The sequence below is a fragment of the Nocardioides sp. S5-5 genome (assembly GCF_054954065.1).
This window is the reverse complement of the sequence record NZ_CP199913.1, coordinates 4,170,338-4,182,755: the sequence shown is the minus strand read 5'-3', so window position 1 is coordinate 4,182,755 and position 12,418 is coordinate 4,170,338. Positions and strand designations below refer to the sequence as shown.

Annotated in this window: 13 protein-coding genes; 2 read left to right on the top strand and 11 right to left on the bottom strand. The window is 74.3% G+C overall.

All coding sequences use genetic code 11. From position 1 onward, the window contains the following. Positions 1-36: 36 nt before the first annotated feature. Entirely contained in the window at positions 37-693 is a 657-nt protein-coding gene (locus ACUP6Y_RS20285) for a FadR/GntR family transcriptional regulator (protein ID WP_462552691.1), read from the top strand. A gap of 40 nt (positions 694-733) precedes the next feature. On the opposite strand, the gene ACUP6Y_RS20280 is transcribed toward ACUP6Y_RS20285, so the two are convergent. Further along, the gene (locus ACUP6Y_RS20280; RefSeq protein WP_462552690.1) at positions 734-1,837 is read right to left on the bottom strand and encodes a citrate synthase 2; all 1,104 of its coding nucleotides are present in this window, start codon (positions 1,835-1,837) and stop codon (positions 734-736) included. A 107-nt stretch (positions 1,838-1,944) separates the two neighbouring features. Between ACUP6Y_RS20280 and pdxH the strand changes: the two genes are divergently transcribed. Beyond that, a complete protein-coding gene (pdxH, locus tag ACUP6Y_RS20275) occupies positions 1,945-2,604 on the top strand; it encodes a pyridoxamine 5'-phosphate oxidase (protein WP_462552688.1) in 660 nt (219 codons plus the stop codon). Here the strand turns inward: pdxH and ACUP6Y_RS20270 are convergent. The 10 genes from ACUP6Y_RS20270 to ACUP6Y_RS20225 all read right to left on the bottom strand — a co-directional run bounded on the left by ACUP6Y_RS20270 (position 2,556) and on the right by ACUP6Y_RS20225 (position 12,400). Beyond that, a complete protein-coding gene (locus tag ACUP6Y_RS20270) occupies positions 2,556-3,068 on the bottom strand; it encodes a hypothetical protein (RefSeq protein ID WP_462552686.1) in 513 nt (170 codons plus the stop codon). The genes pdxH and ACUP6Y_RS20270 overlap by 49 nt on opposite strands. 7 nt (positions 3,069-3,075) lie before the next feature. Continuing rightward, entirely contained in the window at positions 3,076-4,335 is a 1,260-nt protein-coding gene (locus tag ACUP6Y_RS20265) for a nucleotide disphospho-sugar-binding domain-containing protein (protein ID WP_462552685.1), read from the bottom strand. Further along, positions 4,332-4,907, bottom strand: a complete 576-nt coding sequence (locus ACUP6Y_RS20260) for a hypothetical protein (RefSeq protein WP_462552684.1) — start codon at positions 4,905-4,907, stop codon at positions 4,332-4,334. The genes ACUP6Y_RS20265 and ACUP6Y_RS20260 overlap by 4 nt, the downstream gene beginning before the upstream one ends. Before the next feature lie 7 nt (positions 4,908-4,914). Then, positions 4,915-6,042, bottom strand: a complete 1,128-nt coding sequence (locus ACUP6Y_RS20255; protein WP_462552682.1) for a glycosyltransferase — start codon at positions 6,040-6,042, stop codon at positions 4,915-4,917. Next, the gene (locus ACUP6Y_RS20250) at positions 6,039-7,001 is read right to left on the bottom strand and encodes an NAD-dependent epimerase/dehydratase family protein (RefSeq protein WP_462552681.1); all 963 of its coding nucleotides are present in this window, start codon (positions 6,999-7,001) and stop codon (positions 6,039-6,041) included. The genes ACUP6Y_RS20255 and ACUP6Y_RS20250 overlap by 4 nt, the downstream gene beginning before the upstream one ends. Further along, positions 6,998-8,251 (bottom strand): F390 synthetase-related protein, encoded by a 1,254-nt coding sequence (locus ACUP6Y_RS20245; protein ID WP_462552680.1) that lies wholly within the window; start codon positions 8,249-8,251, stop codon positions 6,998-7,000. The genes ACUP6Y_RS20250 and ACUP6Y_RS20245 overlap by 4 nt, the downstream gene beginning before the upstream one ends. After that, positions 8,248-9,510 carry an ATP-binding protein gene (locus ACUP6Y_RS20240; protein WP_462552679.1) on the bottom strand — a complete coding sequence of 421 codons (1,263 nt, stop codon included), beginning with the start codon at positions 9,508-9,510 and terminating at the stop codon, positions 8,248-8,250. Before ACUP6Y_RS20240 ends, ACUP6Y_RS20245 begins: the two co-directional genes overlap by 4 nt. Before the next feature lie 120 nt (positions 9,511-9,630). Further along, entirely contained in the window at positions 9,631-10,473 is an 843-nt protein-coding gene (locus ACUP6Y_RS20235) for an MBL fold metallo-hydrolase (protein ID WP_462552678.1), read from the bottom strand. Then, positions 10,464-11,462, bottom strand: a complete 999-nt coding sequence (locus ACUP6Y_RS20230; protein WP_462552677.1) for a 3-oxoacyl-[acyl-carrier-protein] synthase III C-terminal domain-containing protein — start codon at positions 11,460-11,462, stop codon at positions 10,464-10,466. Before ACUP6Y_RS20230 ends, ACUP6Y_RS20235 begins: the two co-directional genes overlap by 10 nt. 14 nt (positions 11,463-11,476) lie before the next feature. Further along, positions 11,477-12,400, bottom strand: a complete 924-nt coding sequence (locus tag ACUP6Y_RS20225; protein WP_462552675.1) for a patatin-like phospholipase family protein — start codon at positions 12,398-12,400, stop codon at positions 11,477-11,479. Positions 12,401-12,418 lie beyond the last annotated feature (18 nt).

The window sequence follows — 12,418 nt, the reverse complement described above, 5'->3', positions numbered from 1 at the left end:
ACATCCGATCATTGGACGAATATCGAAAGGATCTCCATGCCGCTCGCCCCCACCGCCCCCGCCTCGCTGGTCGACCAGGCCATCGCGGGGATGCGTGCGCTGCTCGAGAGCGGCGAGTGGGAGGTCGGTACCCGGGTCCCGCCCGAGCCGGCCCTCGCCGCGGCCCTCGGCGTCAGCCGCAACACCGTCCGCGAGGCCGTCAAGGCTCTGGCCCACCTCGGGCTGCTCCAGGTCCGCCGCGGCGACGGCACCTACGTGGCGGCCACGACCGAGATGCAGGCGCTGATGCGCAAGCAGCTCGACCGCGTCGACATCGGCCACCTGCTGGAGGTCCGCCACGCGATCGAGGTGCGGGCCGCCGCGCTGGCCGCGGCGCGTCGTACCGACGCCGACCTCGCGGAGCTGGACGCCATCGTGGCGCGGCGTCACGAGGCGGTGCGCGACCAGGACGGGGCGGCGTTCATCGACGCCGACGTCGCCTTCCACTGTGCGATCGTCGCGGCGGCCCACAACCCGCTGCTGGTCGAGCTGTACGACGGTCTGGTCGAGACCCTGCGCGCCAGCCTCGAGCACCCCGGCACCGCCGACCTGCTCGCCGCCGAGCACGACGCGGTGCTCGCCGCGGTGCGCGCCGGCGACCCGGCGCTCGCCGCGGCTGCCAGCGCGGACCTGCTCGACCACGTCGTGACCTGATCCCCGGGCGGCGCGTACGACAGGAGCCCCCGATCCGCGCTCACTCCGCCCAGGCGGGGTTCCAGCCCTCGATGTCGCTGGCGGGGCGGGTGGAGGGGCCGGTGTAGATGGCCGAGGGGCGGATCAGGCGACCGGTCGTCTTCTGCTCCAGGATGTGGGCCGACCAGCCGCCGGTGCGGGCGCAGGTGAACATCGAGGTGAACATGGTGGCGGGGACCTCGGCGAAGTCGAGGACGATCGCGGCCCAGAACTCGACGTTGGTCTCCAGGACCCGGTCGGGTCGGCGGGCGCGGAGCTCGGCGAGGGCGGCCTTCTCGAGGGCCTCGGCGACCTCGTAGCGGGGGGCGTCGAGCTCGCGGGCGGTACGGCGCAGCACCCGGGCCCGCGGGTCCTCGGCGCGGTAGACGCGGTGACCGAAGCCCATCAGCCGCTCGCCGGAGTCGAGCAGGCCCTTGACGTAGCCCTCGGCGTCGCCGGACCTCTCGACCTCCTCGATCATGCCGAGGACGCGGGAGGGGGCGCCGCCGTGGAGCGGGCCGCTCATCGCGCCGATCGCACCGGAGAAGGCGGCGGCGACGTCGGCACCGGTGGAGGTGATGACGCGGGCGGTGAAGGTGGAGGCGTTCATGCCGTGCTCGGCGGCCGAGGACCAGTAGGCGTCGATCGCGTGGGCGTGCTTGGGGTTGGCCTCGCCGCGCCAGCGGATGAGGAACTTCTCGGCGAGGGTCTGGCCCTCGTCCACCGTCTTCTGCGGGACGACGGGCAGGTGGATGTCGCGCGCCGACTGGCCGGCGTACGACAGCACCATGACGGCCACCCGGGCCAGGTCCGCGCGCGCCTGCTCGTCGGAGATGTCGTAGGTCTGGCCGAAGCCGAAGGCCGGGGCGAGCATGGCGATCGCCGCCTGGACGTCGACGCGCACGTCGCCGGTGTGGACCGGGAGGCTGAACGCCTCGGCGGGCGGCAGACCGGGAGTGAAGGAGCCGTCGATGAGCAGGCCCCAGACGTTCTCGAACGGGACCCGGCCGACCAGGTCCTCGATGTCGACACCGCGGTAGCGCAGCGCCGAGCCCTCCTTGTCAGGCTCCGCGATCTGGGTCTCGAAGGCGACGACGCCCTCCAGTCCGTGGTGTACCTCAGGCATCGGCGTGCTCCTTCGTGGGACGGTGCGGGCGCTCCGAGCCGGGCGTTCCGCGGGCCACCCGGCATTCTGCCCCACGCCCCTCCCTGCCCGGTCCCTAAGGTGGCCCCATGACCACCCGACCCGACCTCGCCGCGCTGCGCAGGGAGTACGGCGAGCAGGGGCTCATCGAGGCCGACGTACCGACCGACCCGTGGACCCTGTGGCAGCAGTGGCTCGACGACGTCGTGGCGGCCGGCGTCCACGAGCCGAACGCGATGGTGCTCGCGACCGTCGACCCCGACGGCTCACCGTCGGCGCGGATGGTGCTGCTCAAGGGCGTCGCGACCCACGGGCCCGACGACGGGTTCGCGTTCTTCACCAACACCGCCTCCCGCAAGGGCGCCGGACTGGCGGCCGAGCCGCGCTGCGCACTGCTGTTCCCGTGGCACCCGCTGGAACGCCAGGTCCGGGTCGAGGGGGAGGCTCGGCCGCTGAGCGAGGAGCGGGTCGCCGCGTACTTCGGCTCCCGCCCGCGCGGCGCCCAGGTCGGCGCCTGGGCCTCACCGCAGTCGCAGGTCGTCGACGGGCGGGCCGAGCTGGACCGGAGGTACGCCGCGGCCGAGGAGCGCTTCGCCGACGCCGAGGTGCCGGTGCCGCCGGCGTGGGGCGGCTACCTCGTCCGGCCGGCGTCCTTCGAGTTCTGGCAGGGCCGGGCCGGCCGGATGCACGACCGGCTGCGCTACGCCCGCGCGACCACCGGCTGGGAGCTGACCCGGCTGGCGCCCTGAGGCAGGCCGCTGTCGGAGGGCTGGTCGGCCTTCTCTGCCGCTGCGTAGATCGCCGCCAGCGCGATCAGCACCGCCAGCACCGCGACCACGATGAACGTCTCGCGGCGGCCGGTGCCGGTCTGAGGAGAGGCAGCTGGCTCGGGCTTCGTCTCGGGCTCCGTCGTGGGCTCGGCGGTGCGGCCGGAAGTGCGGCCGGAAGCGGAACCGGCAGCGGGCCGCGGGCGATGGCTCGAGGAGCGGCGCCGCCGGCTGCGTCGGCGGCGGCGGACCACCTCGGTGCCGAGACCGGGCACCCCGCCGACGCCCTCCAGCGGCTCGAAGCGCGGAACGTCGTGCCCGGTCAGGTGCCCGGTCACGTCCCCGGCCTCGTCCACGGGCAGCGGGTCGAAGCGCGGCACCTCGGGGGACGGGATGAGCAGCGAGCGGAACTCGGCCTGCTCTTGGGCTCGGTCGTCGGCTGCCACGGGGACATCATGGCCTACTCCGGGAGGAGTGGGGCAGGAGGCGGGCACGCACCTCGGCGGCGATCGTCTCGATGGCCGGTTCATCCGCGATCCCGGCGGCGATCCGCTCCGCCGCGCGCCGGTACGACGGCTCGTCGTGTACCCGGCGCAGGGCGGTGGCCAGCTCGGCCGGGCGACGGACCCGGACCGCGACGCCGGCGTCGACCAACCGCACTGCGTGGTCGAACTGGTCGTAGTCGACCGGCCACACGACCGACGGGAGGCCGGCGGCGAGGGTGTGGCCGAGGACGCCGGCGCCGCCGTGGTGGACGACCGCGGCGAAGCGGGGCAGGTCGCGGGCGTAGTCGACATACTCGTGCACGACCACGCCCGGTGGCGCCGGCACGGTGCCCGCACCGCCGAGGCTGACGTGCAGCTCGACCTCCGGCAGCTCGCGAGCCGCCGCGGCAGCCCAGGACACGAGAGCGGCCTTGTGCCAGGGCAGGTGGGTGCCGGCGGTGAGCAGGACCGCCCGCCGCGCGGGGTCGAGCACCGGCGCAGCGACCGGCGAGGGCGGCGTGTGCAGCACCGGTCCGACGTACCGCACCGAGGGCGGCAGCGACCGCGGGTACTCCACCGCCTCGGGCGTCAGCGCGAACACCCGCTCGGCGGAGTAGATCGTCTCCGAGCCGTCCGGCCGGTACTGCCGGGTGACGCCGACGTCGGCCAGCCGGACCCGGGCCAGCCGCGGCGCGACCCGCTTGAAGCCGCGCACCCAGGACCGGCCGACCGCGTCGCGCGCCCGGCCCACCGGAGTGCGGCCAGGGCGCCATCCGCCGAGGTACGCCGGCGGCCCGGCCCGCCCCTCGATCGCGCACGGCGACGGGTGCGTGGTCCACCAGGGCACGCCGATCTCGTCGGCGGCGGTGCCGACGGCGCCCATGGTGAAGTCCGCGATCACCAGGTCCGGTCGCTGCGTGGCCCACGCCAGCAGCAGCTCGCGCCGGAAGTCGGCCTGCAGCGCGACCGCCGCCCGGAACTGTCGGAACAGCAGGCGCGGGCTGCTGCCGATCCGGTACGGCGGGTTCACCACCGCCTCGATCACCTCGTCGGCGCCGGCCAGCAGCGCCAGCCCGCTCACGCCCGACGCGGCGACCGCCGGGAGCGCGGCGGCGGTGCTGATCACCCGGACGTCGAGGCCGGGCTCGGCGGCCAGCCGGGCGGCGATGCCCAGGATCGGGTGGAGGTGGCCGGCCATGGGCGGCGCGACAAGGTCGACCCGCTTCACGCGACCTCGCCGCTCAGCTCGGTCACCAGCGTCGCGCACAGTGCGGCCAGCTCCGGCGCGGCCAGGTAGTCGAGGTGCCCGACCGTGACCTCGACGTCGTGGGGCCACCAGCGGGCCAGGTGGTCGCCGCGGCTGCCGACCCGGATCGTGCGGCAGGCGGGCGGCCGGGTGGCGACGGCGCCGTACGCGACCACGGTCAGCCGGTCGAGGAGATCGGCGGGCAGGTCCAGGCGACCCAGCAGGTCCAGCCCGATCGACCCGGCCAGCACCAGGGTCCGGTCCGTCGCGCGCAGCCGTGCCTCGACCAGCGGGCGGTGCCGCCGGGCCCACCGGCCGCGCAGCAGCCGGATCCGCCCGAACAGCACCAGGTGGCGCAGGCTGCCGAGCCACAGCGCCGTCGGCCGCCATGCGGGTCCAGGGGGAGGCGCCAGCCCGGCGTCGTACGGGAAGTTGAGCCGGACCTTCGCGGACTCCGGCAGCGGCAGCCGGTCGAGGAAGGCGTGCTGGATCGGGGACAGCGCGCACGAGCGCGGGTCGCTCTGCCCGGTCAGGTGGAGCACCTGCAGCGTCATGGCAGCCTCATCGGACCGGCGCGAAGTCGGTGTCGGAGCGGACCCGGTAGGTGCGGGTGCGCCAGCGGATGGTGCGCTGCACCGCGCCGTGCCCGAGGTGCGCCGGCTGGACCAGCTCGGAGACCAGCGAGGGCAGCGGCGCGTGCAGGGAACGCCCGTAGACGCGGCGATGCACGACCCGCAGCAGCAGCCGACGCCCTGCGAGCAGCGCGACCAGTGGGCCCGGCCGGCGGGACCGGACCGAGCCGACGAGGACCGCCCAGAGCAGGTTCGGATGCGTGCCGTGCAGCGCGCTGATCGCGGCGACGGTGCCGAGCGGCTGGCGGCGCAGCAGCAGGTTGGCGAACAGCATCCAGCGGTGCAGCAGCCGCACGTAGTGGCCCGGGGACTCGACGGTCGTCGTGATCCACTGCGGCGACGCGGTCTGGCAGATCGTCCCGCCGCCGCGCCGTACCGCCTCCGCGACGGCCAGGTCGTCGGTCAGGTTGCGCAGGATCGGCGTGAACCCGCCGATCGCCCGCAGGTCCGCGACCCGCATCGCCCAGCACATCCCGTTGATCGTCACCGGGGCCATCGGCAGGTACGTCAGCGCCGCGTTGTTGTCGACGAACTGCTCGACCAGGCGCGCCCACGGCGTGCGCCCCGGCAGGTACGCCGGCAGCCCGGTCGCCAGCGTCGCCCGGTCGAGCCCGCCGAGCAGTGCGCCGAGGCTGGTGCGCGGCAGCCGGGTGTCGTCGTCGAGGACGAGGAGCACCTCGTCGTCCGCGCAGTCGTCCAGCGCGGGCTGGAGCTTGGCGAGCTTGGGGTTCACCCCGTCGGGCGCGGGCGGACACAGCCGTACCTCCAGCCGGGGAGCGGCGCCGATCCGGGCCACGACCCGCTGCGCCTCGGCGTCGTCCTCGTCGACCAGCCACACGAACCGGGCGCCGGCGAGGGAGAGCAGGTTGTCGCGCAGCGCGTCCTCCAGGCCGGGGTCCCCGGACAGGATCGGCTGTGCGACGACGACCTTCGCGATCGCGCCGTCGTCCGGCTCGACCGCGGCCGGCGCGCGGTCGGCCGCCCGCAGGACCGCCACCGTCTTGCCGCCCTGCAGGGCGAGATAGCCCGCCGCGCCGGCCCACAGCCAGCGGCTCACAGGTGCTCCCGCTGCCAGGCCACGAACTCCTCGACGCCCTGCGCCACCGACACCGCCGGCTCGCCCAGGTCGCGCAGCATCTTGTCGGGCACGAAGGTCTTCGACCACGACAGCACCCCGACGCCGTACGGCGTGATCGGCGGCTCGCCCGGCAGGCGCAGCACCCGCCAGGTCCGTTCCAGCACCGTCGCGGCCCGGAGCGCGGTGGTCAGGCTGACCTCGCGGGTCGGCGGGTCGAAGCCGAGCCGCCCGATCACGTCGAGCAGCAGCGCCTGGATCTCGACCGGCGCGACGTTGGTCAGGTGGTAGACGCCGCCGAGCTCGGGGCGCGCGGCCAGCTGGAGCAGGTAGTCGGCGAGGTTGTCGACGTAGATCAGGTCGCCGACGGCGGGCGTGGCACGGCCGGTCAGACGCGGCACCCGGCCCGCCTTCGCTGCCGCGATGATCCGCGGGAAGAGCACCGTGTCGCCCGGACCGAACACCGCCCGTGGGCGGGCGATCACCCAGGAACCGCCGTAGGTGCGGACGATCCGCTCCGAGTCGGCCTTGGTGCGCGCGTAGTCGTTGGCGAACCTCCCCGGCAGCGGGGTCTCCTCGGTGAGGTCGAGCTGGTCGCCGTCGCGGTAGAGCACCGAGGACGACGACACGTGCACGAGCCGCGGACTTCCCAGCGCCATGCACCAGTCGAGCACGGTCCGGGTGGCGATCACGTTGTCGCGGTCGTAGTCGGCCCGCTTCGCGTACGGCGTCGCCCGGGCCGCGCAGTGGATCACCGCGTCCGGCTGCCAGGGGAGCGCGGGCAGCTCCTCGGGCGACGTCCGGCCGAGGTCGACGCTCAGGTAGTCCGGCCGGTCGAGCCAGCGTCGGCCCAGGCCGACCACGTCGTGGCCCGCCTCGCGCGCCCGCTCGGCGAGCCGCCCGCCGACGAAGCCCGAGGCTCCGGTCACGAGAATCCTCATGTCACCTTCCTGATCCGTCGCCGCTTCTGGTCGGGCGCCTCGTCGGGCCACGCCATCGGCACCACCTCGGGGGGAGTCGCGCCCAACCGTCCGGCCAGGCGGGCGGTCTCGGCGGCGACCCGCCCGACGGCGTCCGGCCCGCCGGTCGTGACCGCCAGTCGCCACTGCGCGCCGTGCTGCTCGATCCGGTAGTCACCGAGGTCTCCGGCGAGCGCGACCGCGTGGCGCAGTACGTCGGGGTAGACCGGCACGTCGTCGAGCGTCAGCACGTCGTCGGCCCGGCCGAGCACCGCCTGGATCGACCGTCCCGGCCGGCCGCACGGGCACGGCCCGGGCGCGGCGAGGAGGACGTCGTCGAGCCGGTGTCGGACGACGTACTGGGTGGTGCGGGTGAAGTCCGTGACGACCGGGTGGAAGCGTTGGTGGTCGAGCCACTCGGGCTCGATGTGGACGTGCGCCTCGTTGAGGTGCAGCCGGCCGGCGGGACAGCTGAGCGCGAGCAGGCCCTCGGTGGCCTGGTAGATCTGCTCGACGGGCCGCCCGAAGGCCGCGCGGACGACGGCCGCGTCGTCGGGCTCGAGGGTCTCCGCGACCGCGACGACCTGGAGTGGTCGCAGCCCGGCCGGCCTGGTCTCGGCGAGCCGCCGGAGCACGCTGGCCGGCGCCACGAGCACGTCGGTGCCGGCCAGCGACGGCAGGTGGTCGGCCAGCGGCAGCGTCAGGTCGTACCACGAGAAGGAGACCCGGCGGCTGTCCAGGGTCTGGTAGAGGTTGCTGTTGGCGCGCAGGAAGAGGGCGACCCGCAAGGGCCGCCTCGCGAGCGTCCGCAGGGAAGCGGTGGACATGAGCTGCCCCATCAAGATCCCCGCCCACAGCCGGCTCTCCGCCTCCGAGACCAGGAAGACCCCGCGGGTCCCGGACGTGCCCGACGACAGCCCGACGCTCACCCCGCCGGGCAGCCGGTCGGCGAACGAGCGGGACCGCTCGGCCGCCTCGGCGACCCCGAGCGCCCGGTCCAGTGAGATGCCGTGCCGGTTGAACGCGGCGAAGTCGGCGAGCACCGTCCGCTTGTCCACGACCGGCAGCTCCGACAGCGGTCGACCGGCGAAAGGCGCGTAGAACGGGGCCTTCGGCAGCTCCACGCGCAGGAACCGGTCGAGCGCGCGGGCCCGCGCGACGTCGTACCGGCGGGGGAGCAGCCAGCGCTCGCGGGCGAACGCGGCGGCCACCGCGGCCTGACCGTCAGTCATCGGCGTTCGCCGCCCGCATCCCACAGGGTGGCGATGGGAAGACTCCACAGCCGGTCCCCGAAGGACGTGCCGTGCGCGCCGGTGGTGAGGACGATGCCGGCGACGAGCCTGTCGCCCAGGCGGTCCCGGAACTTCGTGAGCGTGGTGAAGTGGCTGCCGCGTGGATCGCGGCTCGCCTTCACCTCGATCGCGACGATCCGTCCGTCGTCCAGCTCCAGGACGACGTCGATCTCGTCGGCGTTGCGATCGCGGAAGTGGTAGATGGTGAAGTCGGCCTCGCTCCAGGTCGCCTGCTTGGACAGCTCGGACACCACGAGCCCTTCGAGGAGCAGGCCGAGGTACTCGCTGCCGACCACGGGGAGCAGCGACTGGCCGGCGACCCGGGCCAGCCGCATCGCCAGCGCCGAGTCGGTGATGGACGCCTTGCGTCGGCCGACCTCGCGCGTGGTGAGGTTGGGCGTCCAGGGCGGCAAGGACTCCACCAGGAACAGGGTCTCCAGCGCGTCGACATAGCGCGACACGGTGCTCGCCGGAAGGTTCGCGTCGCGAGCGATGCGGGCCTTGACCAGCTCGCCGGACTGGTTGGCGGCGACGAGGCGCAGGATGCTCGACAGCCTGGCCGGATCGAGAGCCTGCGCGAGGTCGTCGGTGTCGCGCTGGGTGATCCGCCGCAGGTAGCCGTCGATCCAGGTCCGACGGGCGCGTGTGGAGAGGCGGTGGGCCTCGGGATAGCCGCCGGCCTCGAGCAGGTCGATGTAGTCGGCCCGGGTCGCCTCACTCGTGACCGACCACGGGTCGACCTCGTCGCGAAGCAGCCGGGCCACGAAGTCGTCGTGCGTGCCGCGCAGCTCGCCCTGGCTGAACCCACGCAGCGGCAGCGTGACCGCGCGCCCCGCCAGGCTGTCGGGTGTGCGATCGAGGCGGAGCAGGTCGGAGGATCCGGTCAGCAGGAAGCGGCCCGGTCGCCGGTCGCGATCGACCGACGCCTTGATCGGTAGGACCAGCTCCGGGGACCGCTGGATCTCATCGATGACGAGCAGGCCTTCAGGCAGCTGATCGACGAAGCCGACGGGGTCGGCGTTCGCGGCCCGTCGTACGGCGGGGTCGTCCAGGGTGTAGGTCCGCGACATCCGCTGGGCGGCCAGCATGTCCGCGAAGGTGCTCTTGCCCACCTGCCGGGCGCCCTCGACGATGACGATCGGGAAGGTGTCGAGCCACTCCTCCGCCCGCGTGGTGGTGTGCCGAGCGATCAGGGACATGGCCTCATCCTAGCCGTCCGTGGTTGTTTCGCTGACGATCCGTGGTTGTTTCGCTGCACCAATGTGGTTGATTCGCTGTACCTGCTGCGGTTGTTTCGCTGACTCAGGTGCGGCGGCAGATCAGCGCCCGGCGGACCAGGCCGCGTGGCCCTCGGGACAGTGCGCCGGGAGGATCAGCAGGTCGTCGTAGGTCGCGTCGAGGACGTGGAGCACACCGAGCGTGCGGACCGTCGCGTCCCAGTCGTGCATGACGCCCTTCGCGAGCCGGGACGGCGGCTTGAGCTCCTTGAAGGAACGGGTCGTCCACGCCGCGTCGCCGACCAGCAGCACCTGCCGACCGCCGGAGGTGAACAGCAGTCCGAGGTGACCGGGCAGGTGGCCGGGCAGGTCGACGGCGAGCAGGCTGCGGTCGCCGAGCAGGTCCCAGGCGCGCAGCCCGCCCACCTGGACCGCAGGGAAGGCGTCGACCGGGTCCAGCCGGTCGCGCAGGTCGTCGGGCAGCAGGGCGGGCAGGATCGCGTGCCGGACCGCGTTGATCCCCCGCAGTGACAGGGCGTGCTCGGCGCCGGACGCGCCGGCGATGATCCGTGCCCGGGGGTGGTCGAGAAGGCCGCCGACGTGGTCGCCGTGGAAGTGGGAGACCACGATCCGGCGCACGTCGCCCGGGTCGACGTCGAGCGCCTCGAGCTGGCGCGACAGGTGCTCGTCGGGGCGCAGGGTCACCGGCAGGGTGGTGCGGTAGAGCAGCTCGGGCAGCCGGCTGGTGGCGTCCATGAAGTGCTGGGAGTAGCCGGTGTCGAACAGCGTCCAGCCGTGCGTCGGGTGGTGCAGCGCGCCGACGTACGACGGGAACTCGATGATCCGCAGCCGCCCGCCCTGCCGGGCCATCGCCTCAGGCCCCTTGCAGTGGCCGACGCGCAGCCAGTGGAAGGTGACCTCGGGCTGGTCGGGGCTCAGTAGCACAGCACGACCCCGCCCAGGCTGAGCCCGGCGCCGGTGCCGAGCAGCAGCGCGTGGTCGCCGCGCCGCAGCCGGCCGGACTCGATCGCCGCGTGCAGCGCCGACGGCAGCGAGGCGGCGACCTGGTTGCCGTGGTCGGCGTAGATGTCCACCAGCCGGCCCGCCTCGATCCCGAAGCGGTGCTGGAGCCAGGCCAGCGCGTGGTGGCTGGCCTGGTGCGGTACGACGACCGGCAGGTCCGCCATCCGGGTCCCGGCGGCGGTCAGCAGCCGCTCGACGAACGGAGGCAGATGCTTGACCGCGAGCCGGAACACCGCGCCGCCGTCCATCCGGAACCGGCCCCAGTCGGCGTACGCGCCCTCGACCCGGTCCGGCGCGAACCGCGAGCCGCCCCCGCGGATCTCGCAGGTGTGCGCGCCCTCGCTGTGGGTCGCGAAGTCGGCGGCCAGGACGGCCGAACCGGTCTCGCCGGCGGGCCCGACGACCGCCGCCGCGGCGCCGTCGCCGAAGATCCCCGAGGCGCCGAGGTAAGACCAGTCGAGACCGACCGAGGCCAGGTCGCTGGACACGATGAGGATCCGCTGGTGGCGGCCCGCGTCGACCAGCGTGGCCGCGAGGTCGAGGGCGACCAGGAAGCTCAGGCAGCTCGCGTTGACGTCCCAGGCCGCGATCGGCCGCTCGGGCGCGAGCTCCTCGTGCAGCAGCGCCGCATTGCAGGGCAGCGGCTGGTCGGGCGTCGCGCTGGCGCCGATCACCACGTCGACCTCGTCGAGGGTCAGCCCCGCCGCCGCGAGGGCCTTGCGGGCCGCCCGGGCCCCGAGCTGCGCGGCGGAGCCCCGCTCGACGTACCGCACCCGGACGCCGGTCCGCTCCTCGACGGTGCCGGGCGCCAGCCCGAGGCGCTCGTCCATCGCGGCGCTGGTGAGGGCCTCGTCGGGCAGCGCAGCGCCCGTGCCGAGGATCCGCAGGGCGCGGGGGCCGAGAGCAGGCATGGCCAGGAGCCTACTCATCGGCCTGCCCGGTCGAGCGCCTCCTTGGTGAGGGTGCGGCCGAGGTCGACCAGCTCGCCGGCGCGGTGGAAGTCGATGGTGCGCGCGGCGCTGAGGGGCACGGTGACGAGCACGTCGGGCGGCAGCGTCGCCAGCCGGTAGCGGGTGATCAGGCTCTGCATCGCGTCGAAGGACAGCGAGACGACCTCAGAGGTCCGCATGTCCGGGCGTACGTCGACCGCCTCGGCCGGCGGCGCCTCCGCGGGCGCCTCGGGGGCCTCGCCGAGCTCCTCGCCGGCGTCCTCGCCGCGCCGGAACCGGCGGCGCAGGTCGGCCGCCCACTCGGCGCGGCGCACCGAGAAGCCCCGGGCGGGCGAGGTGGGCTCGTGCGGCTCGCGCGGGCCCTGCAGCGAGACGGCGACGGTGAAGTCGGCGGTCGCGGCGGCGGTCGGCTCGAGGGGGAGCGGGTTGAGCAGGCCGCCGTCCACGAGCACCCGGCCGTCGACCACGGCGGGCGTGAACAGACCGGGGATCGCGAAGGACGCGCGCATCGCGGGGATGAGCGGGCCGCGCTGGAACCACACCTCGCGGCGGGCGGCGAGGTCGGTGGCGACGGCGGTGAACGGGATCGGCAGCGACTCGATGAGGACGTCGCCGACGATCTCGTCGAGCGCGGTCATCAGCTTCTCGGCGCTCGCCGCGCCGCCGCCGGCCCAGGTCGGGTCGGCCAGCAGCACGACCCGGCGTCCGGTGAGCGTCGAGGCCCAGGTGGTGAACTCGGCATCCTTGCCGGCGGCGACCAGCCCGCCGACGACGGCGCCCATCGACGTACCGGAGACCGCGACGATCTCGTGCCCGCGCTCACGCAGCTCCTGGACCGCGCCGAGGTGGGCGTACCCGCGAGCACCGCCGGAGCCGAGGACCAGTGCGACGCGTGCCATGCCTCCATTGTGATCCGA

What these genes read in the sequence shown, in the direction of transcription:
- ACUP6Y_RS20250 (WP_462552681.1), bottom strand. Translation starts at nt 7,001, where the DNA reads ATGAGGATTCTCGTGACCGGAGCCTCGGGCTTCGTCGGCGGGCGGCTC.
- ACUP6Y_RS20280 (WP_462552690.1), bottom strand. Translation starts at nt 1,837, where the DNA reads ATGCCTGAGGTACACCACGGACTGGAGGGCGTCGTCGCCTTCGAGACC.
- ACUP6Y_RS20230 (WP_462552677.1), bottom strand. Translation starts at nt 11,462, where the DNA reads ATGCCTGCTCTCGGCCCCCGCGCCCTGCGGATCCTCGGCACGGGCGCT.
- ACUP6Y_RS20285 (WP_462552691.1), top strand. Translation starts at nt 37, where the DNA reads ATGCCGCTCGCCCCCACCGCCCCCGCCTCGCTGGTCGACCAGGCCATC.
- pdxH (WP_462552688.1), top strand. Translation starts at nt 1,945, where the DNA reads ATGACCACCCGACCCGACCTCGCCGCGCTGCGCAGGGAGTACGGCGAG.
- ACUP6Y_RS20240 (WP_462552679.1), bottom strand. Translation starts at nt 9,510, where the DNA reads ATGTCCCTGATCGCTCGGCACACCACCACGCGGGCGGAGGAGTGGCTC.
- ACUP6Y_RS20225 (WP_462552675.1), bottom strand. Translation starts at nt 12,400, where the DNA reads ATGGCACGCGTCGCACTGGTCCTCGGCTCCGGCGGTGCTCGCGGGTAC.
- ACUP6Y_RS20260 (WP_462552684.1), bottom strand. Translation starts at nt 4,907, where the DNA reads ATGACGCTGCAGGTGCTCCACCTGACCGGGCAGAGCGACCCGCGCTCG.
- ACUP6Y_RS20245 (WP_462552680.1), bottom strand. Translation starts at nt 8,251, where the DNA reads ATGACTGACGGTCAGGCCGCGGTGGCCGCCGCGTTCGCCCGCGAGCGC.